The 21188-nt window shown below is 48.5% G+C and carries 18 protein-coding genes; 15 read left to right on the forward strand and 3 right to left on the reverse strand.

The window, feature by feature from the left end:
- Positions 1-5 precede the first annotated feature (5 nt).
- Positions 6-956, reverse strand: coding sequence for an allantoinase PuuE (gene puuE, locus A7K98_RS15770; RefSeq protein WP_087489413.1), 951 nt, complete (start codon positions 954-956; stop codon positions 6-8).
- Between the two features lie 183 nt (positions 957-1139).
- Here puuE and speG point away from each other — a divergent pair, with 183 nt between their 5' ends.
- Entirely contained in the window at positions 1140-1688 is a 549-nt protein-coding gene (gene speG, locus A7K98_RS15775) for a spermidine N1-acetyltransferase (protein WP_087489414.1), read from the forward strand.
- 52 nt (positions 1689-1740) lie between these two features.
- Here the strand turns inward: speG and A7K98_RS15780 are convergent, their stop codons facing one another.
- Positions 1741-2076, reverse strand: coding sequence for a DUF2002 family protein (locus A7K98_RS15780; RefSeq protein ID WP_087489415.1), 336 nt, complete (start codon positions 2074-2076; stop codon positions 1741-1743).
- 150 nt (positions 2077-2226) lie between these two features.
- Between A7K98_RS15780 and A7K98_RS15785 the strand changes: the two genes are divergently transcribed.
- From A7K98_RS15785 to emrB, 10 genes are all read left to right on the forward strand, one after another.
- On the forward strand, positions 2227-2541 hold the full coding sequence (locus A7K98_RS15785; protein ID WP_087489416.1) for a DUF883 family protein: 315 nt from the start codon (positions 2227-2229) through the stop codon (positions 2539-2541).
- Between the two features lie 508 nt (positions 2542-3049).
- Positions 3050-3457 (forward strand): class Ib ribonucleoside-diphosphate reductase assembly flavoprotein NrdI, encoded by a 408-nt coding sequence (nrdI, locus tag A7K98_RS15795; protein WP_087489418.1) that lies wholly within the window; start codon positions 3050-3052, stop codon positions 3455-3457.
- On the forward strand, positions 3433-5571 hold the full coding sequence (nrdE, locus tag A7K98_RS15800; RefSeq protein WP_087489419.1) for a class 1b ribonucleoside-diphosphate reductase subunit alpha: 2139 nt from the start codon (positions 3433-3435) through the stop codon (positions 5569-5571). Before nrdI ends, nrdE begins: the two co-directional genes overlap by 25 nt.
- Before the next feature lie 16 nt (positions 5572-5587).
- The gene (nrdF, locus tag A7K98_RS15805; protein WP_087489420.1) at positions 5588-6550 is read left to right on the forward strand and encodes a class 1b ribonucleoside-diphosphate reductase subunit beta; all 963 of its coding nucleotides are present in this window, start codon (positions 5588-5590) and stop codon (positions 6548-6550) included.
- A 380-nt stretch (positions 6551-6930) separates the two neighbouring features.
- The gene (gene proV, locus A7K98_RS15810) at positions 6931-8124 is read left to right on the forward strand and encodes a glycine betaine/L-proline ABC transporter ATP-binding protein ProV (RefSeq protein WP_087489421.1); all 1194 of its coding nucleotides are present in this window, start codon (positions 6931-6933) and stop codon (positions 8122-8124) included.
- Entirely contained in the window at positions 8124-9311 is a 1188-nt protein-coding gene (gene proW / locus A7K98_RS15815; protein WP_087489422.1) for a glycine betaine/L-proline ABC transporter permease ProW, read from the forward strand. Before proV ends, proW begins: the two co-directional genes overlap by 1 nt.
- Before the next feature lie 51 nt (positions 9312-9362).
- On the forward strand, positions 9363-10361 hold the full coding sequence (proX, locus tag A7K98_RS15820) for a glycine betaine/L-proline ABC transporter substrate-binding protein ProX (RefSeq protein WP_087489423.1): 999 nt from the start codon (positions 9363-9365) through the stop codon (positions 10359-10361).
- Between the two features lie 394 nt (positions 10362-10755).
- Positions 10756-11265 (forward strand): transcriptional repressor MprA, encoded by a 510-nt coding sequence (mprA, locus tag A7K98_RS15825; protein ID WP_087489424.1) that lies wholly within the window; start codon positions 10756-10758, stop codon positions 11263-11265.
- A gap of 152 nt (positions 11266-11417) precedes the next feature.
- A complete protein-coding gene (gene emrA / locus A7K98_RS15830; protein ID WP_087489425.1) occupies positions 11418-12596 on the forward strand; it encodes a multidrug efflux MFS transporter periplasmic adaptor subunit EmrA in 1179 nt (392 codons plus the stop codon).
- Positions 12597-12613: 17 nt separating this feature from the next.
- Positions 12614-14164 carry a multidrug efflux MFS transporter permease subunit EmrB gene (gene emrB / locus A7K98_RS15835; protein ID WP_087490547.1) on the forward strand — a complete coding sequence of 517 codons (1551 nt, stop codon included), beginning with the start codon at positions 12614-12616 and terminating at the stop codon, positions 14162-14164.
- 55 nt (positions 14165-14219) lie between these two features.
- Here the strand turns inward: emrB and A7K98_RS15840 are convergent, their stop codons facing one another.
- Complete coding sequence (locus A7K98_RS15840; RefSeq protein WP_087489426.1) at positions 14220-15212, reverse strand: tRNA/rRNA methyltransferase; 993 nt, start codon at positions 15210-15212, stop codon at positions 14220-14222.
- A 175-nt stretch (positions 15213-15387) separates the two neighbouring features.
- Here A7K98_RS15840 and trxC point away from each other — a divergent pair, with 175 nt between their 5' ends.
- The 4 genes from trxC to pssA all read left to right on the forward strand — a co-directional run bounded on the left by trxC (position 15388) and on the right by pssA (position 20748).
- Positions 15388-15807, forward strand: a complete 420-nt coding sequence (gene trxC / locus A7K98_RS15845; RefSeq protein WP_087489427.1) for a thioredoxin TrxC — start codon at positions 15388-15390, stop codon at positions 15805-15807.
- 81 nt (positions 15808-15888) lie between these two features.
- A complete protein-coding gene (locus tag A7K98_RS15850; RefSeq protein WP_087489428.1) occupies positions 15889-16590 on the forward strand; it encodes a tRNA-uridine aminocarboxypropyltransferase in 702 nt (233 codons plus the stop codon).
- Between the two features lie 30 nt (positions 16591-16620).
- Entirely contained in the window at positions 16621-19293 is a 2673-nt protein-coding gene (locus A7K98_RS15855; protein WP_087489429.1) for a bifunctional acetate--CoA ligase family protein/GNAT family N-acetyltransferase, read from the forward strand.
- Positions 19294-19392: 99 nt separating this feature from the next.
- The gene (gene pssA, locus A7K98_RS15860; protein WP_087489430.1) at positions 19393-20748 is read left to right on the forward strand and encodes a CDP-diacylglycerol--serine O-phosphatidyltransferase; all 1356 of its coding nucleotides are present in this window, start codon (positions 19393-19395) and stop codon (positions 20746-20748) included.
- Positions 20749-21188 lie beyond the last annotated feature (440 nt).

Consider the following 21188-nt stretch of genomic DNA (forward strand, 5'->3'; position numbering starts at 1 on the left):
CAGAACTAGGGCGCAGGATGAGCCTTAATCCAGTGATCAGCAATTTGCTGGCGGGTGCATACCCAGACATCAGGAAACTGACTGATATGATCAAGGAAGCGCTGTAACGCCCGAAAACGGCCTGGCCTTCCTAAAATCCGACAATGCATACCCACAGACATCATTTTCGGCGAGGTTTCTCCCTCGGCGTACAACACATCAAAGCTGTCACGCAGATAACTAAAAAAATGCTCTGCGGTATTGAAGCCCTGCGGCGTGGCAAAACGCATATCGTTACACTCAAGGGTGTAAGGGATGACCAGGTGCTGGCGGGTTTCACCTGAAGTGCAGGTCACTGGCGTCCAGAACGGCAAATCATCACCGTAATTATCACTGTCATACTGAAATCCCCCCTCCTCTACCAGTAACTGACGGGTATTTGGGCTGTCACGTCCGGTATACCAGCCAGTGGGCGGCTTGCCGAACAGCTCTGTCAGCACATCTATTGCCTGTTTCATATGCCGGCGCTCTTCTTCTGGCGGCATATCCTGGTAGTGGATCCAACGCCAGCCATGACTAACCACATCGTAGTTCGCAGCTTTAATTGCGGAAACTATTTCAGGGTTGCGTGCCAGTGCCATAGCGACACCAAACACAGTCAGTGGCAAGCCACGTTTGGCAAATTCTGCGTGGATTCGCCAGAATCCGGCCCGCGAGCCATATTCATACATTGAATCCATAGACATATGCTGTGCCGGAAAGCTGGCGGCTCCGACGATATCCGATAAAAACTGCTCAGATCCGGCATCTCCGTGCCAGATATGGTTCTCAGCACCTTCTTCGTAATTAAGTACAAACTGTACTGCCACTCTGGCATTCCCGGGCCAGTTTGCGGCGGGGGGTTTACCGGCATAACCGATTAAATCACGTGGATAATTATCCGTCAGTCCATAGTGTTGTAGATTACTTTTTGGCATCACTGCTTTCTCCTGATCCAGAGGAGCACCATCCCCCTCTGTAAACGTTGATCTGATTAATGCAAGCTCTGTGCCAGAGATTTTTGCTCTGTGCTGTAGTAGATTCGATCTGTCGTCGGCTGTCGTAAGGTTTATCAGATAAACCGTTCAACAGCGGCTTTGCTGAAAGAAAAGGAACAGGCAATGACCATTAAACTTCGCCCGCTGGAACGGGAAGATCTGCATTTTGTTCATCAACTGGACAATAATGCCAGTGTAATGCGCTACTGGTTTGAAGAGCCTTATGAGGCTTTTGTCGAACTTTCAGATCTGTACAATAAACATATTCATGATCAGACTGAACGTCGTTTCGTTGTCGAACATGAGGGTCAAAATGCCGGACTGGTCGAGCTGGTAGAAATTAATCATGTTCACCGGCGGGCTGAATTCCAGATAATCATCGATCCATTGCATCAGGGGAAAGGACTGGCCAGCCAGGCCGCCAGACTGGCGATGGAATACGGGTTTTCGGTACTCAATTTATATAAACTGTATCTGATTGTTGATCAGGAAAACGAAAAAGCCATTCATATTTATTCCAAACTTGGCTTTGAAACAGAAGGTGTGCTGAAACACGAATTTTTTATAAACGGGGAGTATCGAAATACTATCCGGATGTGTATTTTTCAGCACCAGTTCCTTGAAAAATATAAGACAGAACGGTCGCCTATGCTTGGGCCTACCGCCCAGTAACCAGGTATCGGCAAACCGCAGAGGCCATCTTCTCTGCGGTTTGCCATTTCCTTCAGCCAAAGACTCCACGGATATAACGTTCCAGTGCCATTCTGGAACTAAACCCGTGTGGAATACCGTAATGCTCGTGCGGATCAGCCGCCAGGTAGAGCGGAAATTCTTTATAATGATCACAGGTTTTCATTTCTGAGGCTGGCTCAGCAAAGGTATGACTTTTTTCTTTTAAGGTCGGATGAATCACCAGTGCGGTTCTCCCCAGTCGCGCTTCCCGGTTTACATAGACATAGCTTTCGCCGCGGCGATAGCCATAGGCTTTTGGTGTCACAATGTCCATTTCAAACCCGGCATTTTCCAACACACGAGCCACCTCATCCGGACGTAAATACATAGTTAATCCCCTTATACTTTTATGCCGCCTTACTTTATCGCAGGTGTAGTATCCTGTAGCCCGGATCATTCGGAATCTTCTCTAACTGGCAGCAATCTGTTTTTACCCGTCTATAATTATTAAACAGTGCTGATAAAACCGGAGAAAAAAATGGCAACTCAGGCAGAAAAATCACAGATTGATCAAAGCGAACTGGAAGTAAGTGAACTGGCAGACAGCCTGGAGGCTTTACTGAAGTCCTACAGTGATGACGCTAAAGGGGGGCTGGAAGAAGCACAAAAAAATGCCGAAAAACTACTGAAAAAGGCGCGTGCTACTCTGAATGAAGGCCAGGAAACGCTTAAAGATAAATTTTACCAGTCCGGTTGTAGTGCCGATAGCTGGGTCCGCGATAATCCTCTTCCGGCAGCAGGTATCGGGGCCGCGTTGGGTGTAGTATTTGGGCTGTTACTGGCACGGCGATAAATTAATACCGGTTGTTCGCTTAACTGCGAATCAACCCGGGCTGTCACCTAATCGGGTGTTAGCCACCTCTGAAGGGCGCTGAACAGCGCCCTTTATCATTTTGTTTTCCTGCCCTCGCCGGTTTTCTGTGATATTCCCTGTCAAACATGGCATCACGGAAGTAGTGAATCGAATCACCGTTATCCCGCGGACGAATTATCAGGTTTGTGGAACGACTTGCGGTGGAAAAAAAATCATTAATTTTTTTTCTGTCTCCACCCCATAGTTTCTGCACCTTCCCGTCCACCTGGCTGCCTCACCCTTCCAACACCACATATTGTGTGTGTTGATATTTTTAAAATCCAGATATAGTATCTTTTCATGACGACGTTGATAGTAATCTCCCTGCAATTTTGTCATTGCAGGTTTTTTTTAATCCATACACGAGAATACGAATCACACTCAATGTCATTTGCATTAGTAACCATGTGCCTGTTAGCCGCAGGCAGAGCAACGGAGATAAAGGCATATGTTTCCACTCATTTACTTTTCCAGCCGTTCTGAAAATACGCACCGGTTCGTTTCCCGACTGGGCTTCGACGCTAAAAGAATCCCGCTTGACGAACCAGCCACATTTGAAGTCTCTCAGCCTTTTTTACTGGTGGTACCCAGCTATGGCGGTGGAGAAGTGCGTGGAAGTGTGCCTCGCCAGGTTATCCACTTTTTGAATAATCCCTGCTATCGGGAATACCTGTGCGGTGTCATTGCTACCGGCAATCGTAATTTCGGAGCCGGTTACTGCCTGGCCGGCAAAATCATCGCCCGGAAATGCGGTGTGCCCTGTATCGGCAATGTGGAACTGATGGGCACCCCCGAAGACTTAATTAACGTTCGCTGCGGAGTAGAGAAATTATGGCAACAACACACACAATGTTAACCCCTGCCGAAGATTTTCATGCCCTGAATGCCATGCTTAATCTGTTCGACGAACAGGGAAATATTCCGTTTGAAAAGGATTTGCAGGCAGCCGATCTCTACATCCGGGACTCTGTTGTGCCGCGGACGGTCAGGTTCTCAGGGATTGCAGAGAGGCTGCGTTATCTGGTGGACGAAGGATATTACGAAGCGGAAGTGTTCAATCAGTACCCTTTCAGTTTTGTCACTGAACTCCACCAGCAGGCAGAAGATGCAGAGCACCGTTTTACCACTTTTCTTGGTGCATTAAAGTTTTACCAAAGCTATGCGTTGAAAACTTTCGACGGCAGTCAGTATCTGGAAAATTTCAACCAGCGTTGCTGCATGGTGGCTCTCACACTGGCACGAGGTGATCAGGCACTGGCGGTAAATATCCTAAAGGATATTTTGCATGGACGTTTCCAGCCCGCCACTCCTACGTTTCTGAATTGCGGAAAACAACAGCGGGGAGAGTTTGTTTCCTGTTTCCTGCTACGTATTGAAGACAATATGGAATCGATCGGTCGTGCGGTAAACTCGGCTCTGCAACTCTCCCGGCGTGGAGGCGGCGTGGCATTTTGTCTGAGTAATCTTCGGGAGCAGGGTGCGCCGATTAAAAAAATTGCCCACCAGTCATCCGGAGTAATACCGGTGATGAAAATGCTTGAAGACGCTTTTTCCTACGCCAACCAGCTTGGTGCCCGCCAGGGTGCCGGTGCCGTCTGGTTACACGCTCATCACCCTGATATTTTGCATTTCCTTGATACCAAGCGGGAAAATGCTGATGAGAAGATCCGAATCAAAACATTGTCGCTCGGTGTCGTTCTGCCGGATGTGACTTTCCGTCTCGCCAGAGAAAATCAGTCAATGGCGTTGTTTTCCCCCTATGACGTAGAACGTGTCTGCGGTAAAGCGTTTGCGGATATCAGCATCAATGACTGTTACGACGAATTTGTTGCGGATGAACGTATCCGGAAAACCTGGATCTCCGCCCGGGCACTGTTCCAGACACTCGCTGCCATCCAGTTTGAGTCGGGGTATCCTTACCTGATGTTTGAGGATACCGTCAACCGCCAGAACCCACTGGCCGGCAGAATCAATATGAGTAACCTGTGCTCCGAAATTTTACAGGTTAACGAAGCCAGTGAATTCCGCGAAGATCTGAGTTATCGGCACACCGGAAAAGATATCTCCTGTAACCTTGGCTCCCTGAATATCGCAAAAGTTATGGATGCCGGGCAACCTGAGCATACTGTGAGTGTAGCGATTAGGGCGCTAACCGCAGTATCCGACATGAGTGAGATGAATTCCGTCCCCTCAGTGGCTGCAGGAAACAGGGCATCTCATGCCATTGGTTTAGGGCAGATGAACCTGCACGGCTACCTGGCCCGTGAACATATAATGTATGGTTCACCGGAAGGTCTGGATTTCACTAACCTCTATTTTTATTGTATCGCCTACTACGCATTACAAACTTCCTGCGACATTGCCAGAGAACGGCAACAGCATTTTGCCGGTTTTGAACAATCGACTTATGCCAGCGGGAAATTTTTCGATAAATACACCTCTCAGCCATGGCTGCCAAAAACGGCCCGGGTTACAGAACTGTTTCAAAAAGCCGGGATAACATTACCTTCCGTTGCCGACTGGCAACAGTTACGGCAACAGGTGATGGTTCATGGCTTATATCACAGCAATTTACAGGCCGTGCCACCCACCGGCTCAATTTCCTACATCAATCATGCGACTTCAAGTATTCACCCGATAGCCGCGAAGATAGAAATCCGTAAAGAAGGAAAACTCGGTCGGGTTTACTACCCTGCCCCCTACCTGACCAATGACAATCAGGCTTACTATGCGGATGCTTATCAGTTAGGCCCGCAGGCAATTATTGATACTTACGCAGAAGCCACACAGCATGTTGATCAGGGATTATCTCTGACCCTGTTTTTTAATGCGGATGTGACCACTCGCGATATTAATAGAGCGCAGATTTATGCCTGGAAAAAAGGGATTAAGACCTTGTATTACATCCGTCTGCGCCAGGCAGCGCTGAAAGGCACTGAGCTGCAAGGCTGTGTCGCCTGCGCCCTGTAACCGAAGAGAAAATATTATGCAGAAACTCATGCAAGTTCAGGCTATTAACTGGAACCGTCTTCGGGACGATAAAGACCTGGAAGTCTGGAATCGTTTAACCAGTAATTTCTGGTTGCCGGAAAAAATACCATTATCTAACGATCGGGTAAGCTGGCAGACCCTGAGTCCTGCGATTCAGACCCTGACTCTGCGAGTGTTTACAGGGCTGACATTACTGGATACCGTTCAGAATAACGTTGGCGCTGTGGCAATGATGGCCGATGCAACTACGCCTCATGAAGAAGCCGTCTTCTCCAATATCTGCTTTATGGAAGCCGTTCATGCCCGTTCATATAGCTCCATATTTTCTACACTGTGTCGGTCCGCTGATGTGGATGATGCTTATCGCTGGAGTGAACACAACCAGGCCCTGCAACATAAGGCGACTATCATTCTTCAGCACTATGCTGCAGAAAATGCACTGAAAAAGAAAATAGCCAGTGTATTTCTTGAATCCTTTTTGTTCTATTCCGGTTTCTGGCTGCCTATGCATCTGTCAAGCCGTGGACAACTGACCAACACAGCTGATCTAATCCGGCTAATTATTCGGGATGAAGCAGTTCATGGATATTATATCGGCTATAAATTCCAGCAACAATTACACCAATTGCCGACACAACAGCAAGAAGAATTACAGCAGTATGCACGAGAATTATTACAAAAATTATATCAAAACGAACTGATATATACCGAAGAATTGTATGCAGAAACCCCGTGGGTTGATGAGGTAAAAATGTTTCTGCGGTACAATGCAAATAAGGCCTTAATGAACCTGGGATATGAGACATTATTTCCTGCCAGAGAATGCAACGTCAGCGCCGAAATACTCACCTCATTGTCTCCAAACGCAGATGAAAATCATGACTTCTTCTCTGGCTCTGGTTCATCCTACGTCATAGGAAATTTAGCCGTCACCGAAGATGATGACTGGAATTTCTGAGCTAAAATACCGGGGATTTTCTCCCCGATATTTTCTCCTGACAGCATCTCTCTGCGGTGAATAATCCGCCATAATAAATCCTTCTATTCACGGCGATTCCGTTAAATATTTCCAATGCTGTTTCAGTACGTTTAAAAAAGTACCGCAGATTATTATTAACAATGAATTAACTTCACCAGGAAAATATTGCCCACTCTTTTACCCTCCCGAATCCCCTGATATCACTGGCATCACAGGAAATATCCTTCGTCATTGTCCGCAAAATAGAAAAATCAAGGGTTGTCAGATAATCTCAGTATGGTACGGTTATAAATGTACATCACCTTCCGGACACTATAACCCCATGAAAAAATAAATATAACTCAGGACAATACGACTGAATGGCAATTAAACTTGAAGTAAAAAATCTATATAAAATTTTTGGTGACCATCCGGGTAAAGCATTTAAATATCTGGACCAGGGGCTAAGCAAAGAACAGATTCTGGATAAAACAGGACTGTCTGTTGGCGTCAAAGATGCCAGTCTGGCCATTGAAGAAGGCGAGATTTTTGTGATCATGGGTTTATCCGGTTCCGGTAAATCTACTATGGTTCGCCTTCTCAATCGTCTGATCGAGCCTACCCGTGGACAGGTGCTTATTGATGGCCTGGATATTGCTAAAATTCCTGACACACAGCTACGGGAAATTCGCCGTAATAAAATCAGCATGGTTTTCCAGTCCTTTGCATTAATGCCGCACATGACGGTATTAAATAATGCTGCCTTTGGTATGGAACTGGCAGGTATTCCTCTGCAGGAACGAGAGGAAAAAGCGATGGAGTCCCTTCGCCAGGTTGGTTTGGAAAAATATGCCCACTCATGGCCGGATGAATTATCCGGAGGGATGCGTCAGCGTGTGGGTCTTGCCAGAGCATTAGCCATTAATCCGGATATTTTGTTAATGGATGAAGCTTTCTCGGCACTTGACCCGTTAATTCGTACTGAAATGCAGGATGAATTAATTAAATTACAAACCCGACAGCAACGTACCATTGTGTTTATATCGCACGATCTTGATGAAGCTATGCGTATCGGAGATCGGATTGCGATTATGCAAAACGGGGAAGTCGTTCAGGTCGGTACTCCGGATGAAATACTCAATAATCCGGCAAATGATTATGTGAAAACCTTCTTCCGCGGCGTCGATATCAGCCAGGTATTTAGCGCGAAAGATATTGCCCGTCGTGGGGCAAATACTCTGATGCGTAAAGCACCAGGGTTCGGTCCACGTACTGCACTGCAATTACTCCGGGATCAGGATCGGGAATTCGGCTATGTACTGGATAAGCAGAAATTTGCCGGAATCGTTTCCGGTGATTCATTACAACAGGCCCTGGCTTCCGGGGGATCGCTGGAAAGTGCTTTTCTGGAAGCTCCACTGCCGATTCCTGCCGCAACCCCGCTGAATGAAATATTTTCTCATGTTGCTGCGGCCCCGTGTGCCGTACCAGTTACTGATGAAAACAACCAATATGTCGGCATTATTTCAAAAAGCAGTCTGTTACGGGCGCTGGATCGCGAGGGGAATCAATAATGAGCAAGCCAGATAATAATCCATGGAGTGATACTTCAGCTCAGGCCAGCAGTGCTCCTGCGGCAGACAGCAGTAGCAGCGCTAGTGATCCCTGGTCAACCTCCGGTTCATCATCGCCCTCTGCTGGCAGTTCTACAGATACCAGCTCGTCAGATGCCTGGGGCTCTGCCGGCACCAGTTCCGGCAGTGGCGGGCACGATGCAGCAGCCTCATCTAACGACTGGTTGAATGCTCCTGCTCCGGTAACGCATGAGCATTTTAATATTATGGATCCATTCCATAAGACATTAATTCCGTTAGACAGCTGGGTGACTCATGCTATTGACTGGGTGGTCGGTAATTTCCGCCCGGTATTTCAGGGAATCCGTGTACCGGTTGATTTTATCCTGAGTACCTTCCAGCATCTGCTGACTGTTATGCCTTCGCCTATAGCGATTTTGATTTTCACACTGATAGCCTGGCAGATGACCAATGTCGGTATGGGTATCGCGACACTGCTTTCTCTGATTGTGATAGGTGCCATCGGCGCATGGTCAGATGCCATGGTCACGCTGTCACTGGTATTAACGTCGTTGCTGTTCTGTGTGGTTATTGGCCTGCCCGTCGGAATTTGGCTGGCCCGCAGTGATCGTGCTGCAAAAATCATCCGTCCGTTGCTGGATGCCATGCAGACAACGCCAGCCTTTGTTTATCTGGTGCCTATTGTCATGCTGTTTGGTATCGGCAACGTTCCTGGTGTGGTAGTAACTATTATCTTCGCCCTGCCACCGGTAATCAGGCTGACTATCCTTGGTATCAAGCAGGTACCGGCAGATTTGATCGAAGCCAGCGAATCATTCGGTGCCAGCCCACGCCAGATGCTGTTTAAAGTACAGCTGCCATTAGCCATGCCAACCATTATGGCCGGCGTCAACCAGACACTGATGCTGTCGCTTTCCATGGTGGTTATTGCCTCAATGATAGCCGTCGGGGGCCTTGGTCAGATGGTGTTACGCGGTATTGGTCGGCTGGACATGGGGCTGGCAACCGTCGGCGGAGTCGGCATTGTGATTCTGGCCATTATTCTTGATCGACTGACACAGTCTGTTGGTGCAGATAGCCGTAGCCGTGGACAGCGTCACTGGTATCTTACCGGTCCGGTAGGCCTGGTCCTGCGCCCGTTTGTTAAAAATTCACCCACCAAATAATAACAGAGGTGTCCGCCATGAGCGGACATCTCACAGAGATGAGGAATAAACATGCGTAAGTTAATCATCACTACCACTGCAATGACTCTGCTGCTTGCAGGACAAAGCTATGCTGCTGATCTGCCAGGCAAGGGAATCACCGTTAAACCTGTTCAGAGCACCATCAGCGGAGAAACCTTTCAGACTCTGCTGGTGAGTCGTGCCTTAGAAAAACTGGGGTACACTGTCGATACCCCGGATGAAGTGGACTATAACGTTGGCTACACCTCTATCGCTGCGGGCGATGCAACGTTTACCGCTGTGAACTGGCAGCCGCTGCATGACGATATGTATAACGCGGCGGGTGGCGATAAAGTGTTTTATCGTGAAGGGACCTATGTCAGCGGGGCTGCGCAGGGTTATCTGATCGATAAGAAAACCGCCGAAAAATACCATATTACTGATATTGCTCAGCTAAAAGATCCTAAACTGGCAAAACTGTTTGATACCAATGGCGACGGCAAAGCTGACCTGACCGGTTGTACTCCGGGCTGGGGCTGTGAGGCAGTAATTAATCACCAGATTCAGGCCTACGGTTTATCAAACACCGTGCAGCACAATCAGGGTAATTATTCCGCGATGATGGCTGACACTATCGCTCGTTACAAACAGGGTAAACCTATCCTTTATTATACCTGGACTCCTTACTGGGTGAGTGATGTGCTGAAACCGGGTCGTGATGTTGTCTGGTTACAGGTTCCTTTCTCTTCTTTGCCGGGTGGACAGAAAAATGTCGATACAAAACTGCCTAACGGTGCGAACTATGGCTTCCCTGTAAATACCATGCATATCGTTGCCAACAAAGCATGGGCTGAAAAGAATCCTGCCGCAGCAAAACTGTTTGCTGAAATGAAACTGCCGTTGGCAGATATCAATGCGCAGAACGCAGCCATGAATGCCGGACAAAGCAGTGATGCAGATGTAAATCGTCAGGTAGATGGCTGGATTCATGCTCATCAGGCTGAATTTAACCACTGGATTCAGGATGCATTAGCTGCTGCCAAATCCTAATCTGCTCTGAATCACCTAAGGACAGCCTGCGCTGTCCTTTTTTTATAGTGTTAGTTTCTCGTTTATCACCAGCCAGTTCCCACCTCTGCCTTCCTGCTTCAGCACCGGTGAAAAGTTCAGCCGCCCTCTTCCATCCACATTTTTGTAACATTTGCCGCGACAAAAAGCCTCTTACAGACTATTAACATGACATGGGGTCTGATATCGTTAGCGGGATATAGTTTTAGTCAGGTGACTTTCCCAATAGTAACTATTACCTGGTGATTAATTTCTGCCCTACACAGGACCAGTCAGTCTCAGGTAACTAACGGGACAATCACTTTGCGGGGAAAATGCCTGCATCTGACTTTGGCTCACCAAAATATCCTAATAATAATTTCTGTGAGGTATTCGCGTGGAAAGTTCATTCACTCCGATTGAAGAAATGTTGCATGTCCTGGTTCAGCGCCACACTAACTACCCGTTGCGGGAAATGCTGCTGACCCGGTTATGTATGCATATTCAGGGAAAACTGCTCGATAACAGGAACAAAATTCTGAAAGAACGTGGAATTAATGACACCCTGTTTACAGCACTGGTCACCCTGGATGCACGCAAGGATCAGAGTATTCAACCGTCGGAACTGAGTTCTGCGTTAGGGTCTTCCCGTACCAATGCAACACGTATTGCAGATGAGCTCGAGAAACGCGGCTGGATAGAACGTCGTGAAAGCAGTAATGATCGCCGCTGTTTACACCTGCATTTGACTGAACAGGGCTATGAGTTTCTGTGTGAGGTTATGCCACCTCAGCACCAGAGTCTGAAACATCTGTGGGAAGTTCTTTCTACTGAAGAACAACAACAACTCGAAAGTATTACCCGTAAACTGCTCGGCCGCCTGGATGAAATGGACAGTAAAGCATAACCATTTAGTAACGCGACGGTAATATGTCATCAAGTGCTAAAGATTATGATCGGGTTTTGGTTATGCTTCAGCACCTTTGCCAGTAAAAAAAACACTGGCATTACCGGGCCTTATTTGCTGTTCCAAAATACCAATGACAGGTGGAAAATTCTATGAGTGCAGGTGAGGAAACTCTGCAATCCGGTGCCCCGCGGCCCCAAAATAAAAAGAAAGCACGTAAAACTCTGCTGATTCTGCTGGCTATCATTTGCCTGATTGCCGCTGTTGGCTACTTTGCCTATTGGTTTCTGGTACTCAGCCATTACCAGGATACTGATGACGCCTATGTTTCCGGTAACCAGGTGGTCATTATGCCGCAGGTATCGGGCAGCGTAACCCGGGTCTGGTTTGACGATACTGATTATGTCAAAAAAGGTGACATTCTGGTGTCACTGGACAAAACCGATGCTCAACAGGCTTTTGACAAAGCAGAAACTGCACTTGCCACCAGCGTCCGTCAAACCCGCCAGGAAATGATCAACAGCAAACAGTATCAGGCTAATATCACCCTGAAAAAAGTTGCACTGGCACAGGCGCAGGCCGATTTGGAACGCCGTATCCCCTTGGGCAAATCTCAGTTAATTGGTCGCGAAGACTTACAGCATGCCCGCGATGCGGTAACCAGTGCCCAGGCAGACCTCGACGTGGCTACTCAACAATATAATGCCAACCAGGCAATATTACTGAATACCACGCTGGAAAATCAGCCGGCTGTGCAGCAAAGTGCTTCCGCAGTCCGTGACGCCTGGCTGGCTTTACAACGTACGGATATCCGAAGCCCGGTAGACGGTTATGTTTCGCAGCGTAGCGTTCAGGTGGGCTCGCAGATCTCATCCTCCAGTTCACTGATGGCGGTAGTACCTGATAAACAACTGTGGGTTGACGCTAATTTTAAAGAAACACAACTGGCCGACGTTCGTATTGGTCAGCCTGCGACCATTGTTTCTGATATCTATGGCGATAATGTCGTCTATCACGGCAAAGTGGTTGGTCTGGACATGGGAACAGGTAGTGCATTCTCTTTACTGCCTGCCCAGAATGCTACCGGTAACTGGATTAAAGTGGTCCAGCGTTTGCCGGTTCGCGTAGATATCGATCCACAAGACCTTGCAAAACACCCGCTGCGTATTGGCTTATCAACCTTAGTCACCGTTGATACGGCAAATAAAGACGGACAGGTTCTTGCCACTTCAGTACGCACAACTCCGGCTTATGAGAGTAATGCTCTGGAACTGCAACTGGGTCAGGTGAATCAGACTATCTCTGACATCATCAAGGCAAATGCCGGCTGATGTCTGCGGAGAAAACCATGGCGCAGAAACCGCTCGAAGGTACGCAACTGGTACTGATGACGATTGCCTTGTCGTTGGCTACCTTTATGCAGGTACTGGACTCGACCATTGCCAACGTAGCCATACCGACCATTGCCGGTAACCTGGGGGCTTCAAACTCCCAGGGAACCTGGGTTATTACCTCATTCGGGGTCGCCAATGCCATTTCCATTCCGTTGACCGGCTGGCTGGCCCGACGGTTCGGTGAGGTCAGACTGTTTATGCTTTCCACGGTGACATTTGCCATCGCGTCATGGGCATGTGGTATGTCGAACAGTCTGACAATGCTGATTTTCTTTCGTGTCATTCAGGGGGTGGTCGCCGGACCATTGATTCCTCTTTCGCAAAGTTTGCTGCTGAATAACTATCCACCCGCTAAACGCAGTATTGCTCTGTCACTGTGGGCAATGACGGTAATCGTGGCGCCCATTTGTGGTCCGATCCTTGGTGGCTGGATCAGTGATAACTACCACTGGGGCTGGATCTTTTTTATCAACGTACCCATCGGTGCAGTGGTGATCTTCTTAAGCCTTCAGACCATACGCGGGAGAGAAACCACTATCACACGGCAGCCAATCGACCTGGTAGGGCTGGTATGTCTGGTGGTGGGCATCGGTTGCCTTCAGGTAATGCTGGACCGGGGAAAAGAGCTGGACTGGTTTAATTCGACCGAAATTATCACTCTGACTGTTTTTGCGGTAGTCGCACTCTCAATTCTGTTGATTTGGGAGCTGACAGATGATCACCCTATCGTCGATTTGTCATTATTCAGGTCGAGGAACTTTACCATAGGGTGCGTCTCTATCAGCCTGGCTTATATGCTTTATTTTGGCACGATTGTCCTACTGCCACAGCTACTCCAGGAGGTATTCGGCTATACCGCAACCTGGGCGGGGTTGGCATCTGCCCCGGTGGGCGTGTTACCAGTGATACTTTCGCCAATCATCGGACGTTTTGCGCATAAGTTGGATATGCGATTACTGGTAACTTTCAGTTTCATCATGTATGCAGTTTGTTTTTACTGGCGGGCTTATACGTTTGAACCGGCGATGAATTTTGCGGCATCAGCATGGCCACAGTTTATCCAGGGATTTGCAGTTGCCTGCTTCTTTATGCCGTTAACCACCATTACCCTATCCGGATTACCTCCGGAACGGATGGCTGCGGCATCAAGTCTGTCCAATTTTTTACGAACCCTGGCCGGTTCGATAGGTACTTCCATCACCACAACACTGTGGACCGACAGGGAATCGCTGCATCACAGCCATCTGACAGAGTCTGTCACGGCATTTAATCCTAATTCTCAGCATATGTATCAACAACTGGAATCAATAGGGATGAGCCACCAGCAGGCCTCTGAGTATATTGCTGAGCAAATCACCAGCCAGGGACTGATTATTTCTGCCAATGAGATTTTCTGGGCTGCCGGCGGGATATTTATTCTGTTGCTGGTGACCATCTGGTTTGCCAAACCGCCGTTTGGGGGGTCGGGAGGTAAAAAAAGCGATGCCGGAGGAGGCGCTCACTAATCGGGTTTACTCTGCGGATAAAAAAAGCGCCTGATGGCGCTTTTTTTATGGCTGATTAATGGTTCTGACGCCACCATTCTGCCAGAAGAATCCCTGTCGCAACCGAGACATTGAGACTTTCCACACTGCCAGTGCCATCAATGGACAGACTGATATCTCCCTGTTTCAGGGTAGATTCTTTCAGGCCGTCACTTTCCTGACCTAACACCAGGACCATTTTTTCAGGCAAGGTTGTCGCAGATAACGGACTTCCCTGATGACTGGAAGTTGTCACGATGGTGTAACCCGCCTGGCGAAATGCATCCAGCCCCTCAGCAAAGCTATTCGCCGTTATCGCCTGAACATGTTCAGCACCACCTTCAGCGGTACGTACAGCAGCCCCTGATTCAAGCAGAGAAGCATCATCAACAAGAATACCTTTTGCGCCAAAGTGGGCACAGCTGCGCATAATTGCGCCGAGGTTATGTGGGTTGCCTACATTTTCCAGGGCCAGAACGCACTCTTTTTCTGCAGCCTGTTCCAGCCACTCGCTGACAGCCAGTCCCATATGTTTTTTGATAATGAAGCAGACCCCACCATGGTGCTCTGTACCGGATGCTTTTACCAGTTCGGCATCTTCTACCACATGGTAGGCTTTACGGTTTGCAGCCAGCCAGCGCAGGGTTTCACGAAAACGTGGAGTGACGCTCTGAACAAACCAGGCGCGAACAATCGCTTCAGGACGGCTCTGGAATAAAGCCTGACAGGCATTTTCACCATAGACACGGGTTTCTTCCTGACGCTGCTTGCGAATGACCTCAGGATCGACGATCGGCCGTGGACCGGTCTCGGTAGGCAATGCCTTTGGTTCTTCTGCCGGTGAGCGCGAAACTGTCCGCCACGGGGAACGGGATTTTTCTTCCTGACGACGACCTGGCTCCTGCTGACGTGACGGAGAATAACCTCCTTTGCCTGTCCGCGGGTTACCGGTACGTTGACGGGTATTATCCTCGTTGCGAACATACATCACTTTTACTTTACTGCTTTTGCCTTTTACATCGTCGTTCATTGTTTCCTCCTGTTCCTGGAGCGCGAAGATTACCTGATGTCACGCTGCTAATCTATCAACTTTGACTTTGATGCTGTCATCTATTATAGCCATCGACAGATCCTGCTGGTTCAACCGTTCAGGATGTCTGATAATCATACGCAAAATTTTGCGACAATCCTAATCAGAGGTCATGATGAATACCGTATGCAGCCACTGCCTTGCCACTAACCGCGTGCCGGACGAAAAGATCAGCGATTCCGCAAAATGCGGACGTTGTAAAGAACCACTGTTTGAGGGTGAGATTATTAACGCCACAGAACAGACGCTGGATAAGCTGTTACAGGATGACCTTCCGGTAGTGATTGATTTTTGGGCTCCATGGTGTGGCCCTTGTGTTGGCTTTGCGCCGATCTTCGAAGATGTCGCGGAAGAGCGGGCACAACAGGTTCGTTTTATTAAAGTGAACACCGAACAACAGACCGCACTGAGTGCCCGCTTTCATATCCGAAGCATCCCGACACTGATGATCTTCCGTAAAGGTCAGCATGTCGACACAATGGCAGGTGCCTTACCTAAAGCATCATTCGAGCAGTGGCTGGATGAATCCCTGTGATTTACGTTTAAAGCTTTCAGCCAGACTACGCAGAACCGCGGTTTTCGATTACACTGCGCTTTTTGCTGGTCATGAAAGATTATGTTGGATAATGCCGTCCTGACCCTCAGGGCACAACGGTTGGCCAGAGCAACCCGTCCTTTTCTCGCCAGAGGAAACCGGGTTGTTCGTTGTCAACGCTGTCTGTTACCGGTTGCGCAGTGCCTGTGCACTACCATCACCCCTGTTGCTGCCCGTAGTCAGTTCTGTCTGGTGATGTTCGATACTGAGCCGCTGAAACCCAGTAATACCGGCCGTCTGATCGCCGATATTTTACCTCAGACCACCGCGTTTGAATGGTCACGAACAGCACCGCCTGAACAATTGCTGGCCACCGTCAATGATGAGAATGTTCAGCCTCTGGTTGTATTTCCCGGTCATTATGCAGCCCCGGGACGGGAAGTGATGACCACCCCTCCAACAACCGGTAAACCGCCACTATTTGTTATGCTGGATGGTACCTGGACCGAAGCCGCAAAAATGTTCCGTAAAAGCCCGTGGCTCGATCGCTTTCCGGTAATGTCGCTAAATGTGTCACGCCCTTCACGTTACAGCCTGCGTGAATCGCCGACAGCTGGCCAACACTGCACTGCAGAGGTAGCGATTGCACTGCTGGAGCAGGCTGGAGACACCGCAGCCGCGGCAGGACTACAGGCGCACTTTGAACGTTTCCGCCAGCGATATCTGGCGGGTAAAGCCTCACATCAGGCATACCTCACGGAAAAGCTCCCGGAAAACGGATAAACTATTGCCTTCAGCCTCAGGAGGATACAGATGAGTCAGCGCGGTCTTGAAGCATTACTCAAACCCGGTTCTATCGCGGTTATTGGCGCGTCAGAGAAACCTGACCGGGCTGGCCATCTGATGATGCGAAATCTGCTGGCAGGAGGATTTAGTGGCCCGGTATTACCTGTGACACCTGCATGGCAAGCCGTATGCGGTGTGATGGCTTATCCTTCGATTGATAAGTTGCCTTGCATTCCTGACCTCGCCGTCATTTGTACCCATTCACGGCGTAATCTGGAAATTCTGCAGCAACTGGGAGAAAAAGGCTGTCGGGCCTGTATTATCCTTTCGTCCCCCGGAGAACAGCTAAGCGAACTAAAAGAGTGTGCTGCTCACTGGAATATTCGTATTCTTGGTCCCAACAGCCTGGGTCTGCTCTCTCCCTGGCAGGGAATCAATGCCAGTTTCTCTCCGGTACCCGTCCAGCGTGGAAAACTGGCGTTCATTTCACAATCTGCCGCTGTTTCTAATACCTTACTGGACTGGGCGCAGCAACGTAATCTGGGGTTTTCCTGGTTTATCGCCCTGGGTGACAGCATTGATATTGATGTCGATGACTTACTCGATTTTCTTGCCAGAGACAGTAAAACCAGCGCCATATTACTGTCTCTGGAACATTTAGAAGATGCCCGAAGGTTTGTTTCTTCGTCCCGAAGTGCTGCACGCAACAAACCTATCCTGGTGATTAAAAGTGGCAGAAGTCGCCAGGCAAGACAATTTCTCGGCACGGCTGATAGCCTGGATGCCGCATGGGATGCCGCTATTCAGCGAGCAGGCATGTTGCGGGTCAAAGATACCCATGAGCTATTTTCTGCGGTAGAGACGCTCAATCACATGCGACCGCTACGCGGTGAACGATTATTTATTATCAGCAACGGTGCTGCACCCGCGGCACTGGCTCTGGATGAACTGACCGAACGTAACGGCACATTAGCCAGTCCCGACCAGGCCACGATCGAAGCACTGAATAAAATATTGCCTCCGTCTGTCCACGCAGGCAATCCGCTGGACCTGAAGGATGATGCTACGACAGAACGCTATCTGTCAGTCATCAATCTGCTGTTGGAAAGTCATGCCCTGGATGCACTGATGATTATTCACGCCCCCAGCGCTGTTTCTCCGGCCAGTGAAAGTGCCAACGAGATTATCCGACTGGTCAGGCAACATCCCCGGGGCCGGCAGATCACTTTACTGACCAACTGGGGAGGAGAATACTCGTCACGTGAAGCAAGGGCTGCATTTACCCGAGCAGGTATACCAACGTGGAGAACCCCGGAAGGCACGGTAACTGCATTTATGCACATGGTAGAATACCGGCGCAATCAGAAACAATTAAGGGAAACACCTTCGCTCCCCGCCCGGCTACCACAAACACGAATTAATATCCGTCAGCTATTGCAGCAGGCTCTGGCTGAAGGACGAAACCGGCTGGATACTCATGAAGTTCAGGCCATTTTTCAGGGATACGGAATAAACACCCTGTCCACCTGGGCTGCGACTGACAGCCAGCAAGCCGTGGTAATTGCAGACAATATTGGTTATCCGGTAGCGCTAAAACTCCGCTCTGCGGATATACCACATAAATCAGAAATTCAGGGGGTTATGCTTTATCTGCATACTGCTGCAGAGGTGGCCAGCGCAGCAGATGCCATATTGTCACGGGCCAAAACTGCATGGCCGGAAGCTCATATTCAGGGTCTGGTGGTTCAGAGCATGGCCCGACGTGCAGGGGCGGAAGAGCTCAGGATCTCAGTTCAACCCGATCCACTGTTCGGTCCTGTAATAATTCTTGGTGAAGGAAATGGTGACTGGCAGACAGACCAGCAGCCTGCGGTTGCCCTCCCTCCCCTGAATATGACTCTGGCAAAAAATCTGGTCAATCAGGCCATCATCCGCGGCGCGATACGTGGCAGAAATTCGCTTCAGGCTCTGGATATCAATGCTGTGAGCCAGTGTCTGGTGCATATTTCGAATATGATTATCGACTGCCCGGAAATCGAATGGCTGGACATTCACCCTTTACTTGCTTCGGGAAATAATCTCACTCTGCTCGATGCCACCGTGTCCCTGAAGGAATTTAGCGGTGAAAGCGAATCCCGACTCGCCATTCGCCCTTATCCACAACGTCTCGAACAGGCGGTTATCCTGAAAGATGGTAGTGAATGTCTGTTCCGCCCGATTTTGCCGGAAGATGAACCCGGGCTGAAAGAGTTTATTTCCAGAGTGACAAAAGAAGATCTCTACTATCGTTATTTCAGTGAAATCAATGAGTTCACTCATGAAGATTTAGCCAATATGACCCAGATCGATTATGATCGGGAAATGGCAATCGTCGCGGTTTATACCGATGAAGATCGCAACGAGATCATTGGCGTGACCAGAGCGATTTCTGACTCTGATAACATTGATGCGGAGTTTTCAATCCTGGTCAGATCTGATCTAAAAAATCTTGGTCTTGGCCGGCAATTGTTGGAAAAAATGATTTTGTATACCCGCCAACATGGCCTGCAACAGCTCAATGGCATCACCATGCCTAATAATCAGGGGATGATCACTCTGGCACGTAAGCTGGATTTCAGGATTGAGCGGCAACTGGATGAAGGGATTGTTACCCTGCAACTGGCTTTGCAGGCTGCCGAAAAAAAACGTACAGAAGAGTAAAATTGTCACGACAGCAGATGGTTAATGTTACACTTCAAGGTTAAGGCCATGACATTGTCGATTATGACAATATATTGAACAGAGAAGAAGCGCATTGTGATGTTGTCAAAATTTAAACTCAATAATCACCAACAGTACCTCGCGCAACTGCCCGCACTTTCGCAATCAGCCGCTGATTTCACCATGCTTTATTCTGCGGCTGAGTTTCACCGTACCTTGCTGGATAAAATTGCCGCCGCCACAACTCGCATCTGTCTGGTCGCTTTGTATCTTGAAAATGATGAAGGCGGGCGAAGTATTATGGATGCACTTTATGCAGCCAGACGGGCTAATCCGGCGCTGGATATCAGCATCTGCGTTGACTGGCATCGTGCACAGCGCGGACGAATTGGTGCAGCTAAGGGATCAACCAATGCTGACTGGTATTGTGAAATGGCGTCTGCCAATCCCGATATTGCCATTCCGGTTTACGGAATCCCGGTGAATACCCGTGAAGCCCTCGGTGTACTTCATCTGAAGGGATTTATCATTGATGATTGCGTGATTTATAGTGGCGCCAGTCTGAACAATGTTTACCTTCACCAACATGAGCGTTATCGCTACGATCGATATCAAATCATCCGTAACCCTGCCCTGGCAGATACGATGTTTGAATGGATTGGTATTAACCTGAAGCAGGCTGAGGCAGTACATCGTCTTGATCAGACTGAAAGACCTTCCAGCCCGGAAATTAAAACTGAAACCCGCTTATTCCGCCAGGAATTGCGAACCTTTAACTATCAGTTTGAAGCACAGGCTCAGGAAGGCGAGCTCAGTGTGACGCCATTAGTCGGTTTGGGTAAACGCAATATTCTGAATCAGACTATTTTCCATCTGATGCCTTGTGCCGAGCATAAATTAACTATCTGCACGCCTTATTTTAATCTGCCGGCAATTCTGGTGCGCAATATCATTCGCTTGCTGCGTCAGGGTAAGCAGGTTGAAATTATTATTGGTGATAAAACCGCGAATGATTTTTATATTCCTCCCCAGGAACCGTTTAAAATTATCGGGGCTTTACCTTATCTGTACGAGATCAATCTGCGCCGGTTTGTCAGCCGTCTGCAATATTACATTGATAACAAACAGCTGACGGTACGCTTATGGAAAGACGGAGAAAACAGTTATCACCTGAAAGGTATCTGGGTTGATGATGAATGGATGTTGCTGACCGGTAATAACCTGAATCCTCGCGCCTGGAGACTGGACCTCGAAAATGCCATTCTGGTACATGATCCCCGCCACCAGCTGCTGGAACAGAAAGTGAAAGAACTTGCTCTGATTCGTCAGCATACTAGCGTGGTTGCTCACTACAATGATCTGGAAAGTATCTCGGAATACCCGGCGCGGATAAAAAAACTGATCCGCAGGATGAGACGCATCCGTATGGATCGCCTGATTGGCCGGATTCTCTGAGTTTTGTAACCCCGTTATCACGGGGTTATCTGCCTGATTTTCACTCTCCGCCATCACCCTGACTATCTTTTCGGTACCTGAAAGCATAAAGCTGCCAATATCTCCGTTGGATTTATGATGTTCGCGGCCTTCCTCTATCTTTTCAGGTTGCCAGCTCCCTTCGCTGCTAAACCACTTTTGTATTTTTGACCATCAACAAATGCTATCAAAGCCATCAGGTTGATTGGTTATTACTATCATTAACAATTACCCTACAGATTGCTTACATAACACTGTTCAAGTAGGATTAATGTTATGAGATATTTCCTGATATTTCTAAATATGCGACAGATTGGTTTCAGGGCATATCTGGTTAAACCCTACATCCATTGGTTTTATCCGGTGGACATTAATAAAAAAAATAATTTTTAATTTAAAAAATAACCACCCGTTATTTTACG

This window comes from Tatumella citrea (genome assembly GCF_002163585.1).
Taxonomy (GTDB): domain Bacteria; phylum Pseudomonadota; class Gammaproteobacteria; order Enterobacterales; family Enterobacteriaceae; genus Tatumella; species Tatumella citrea.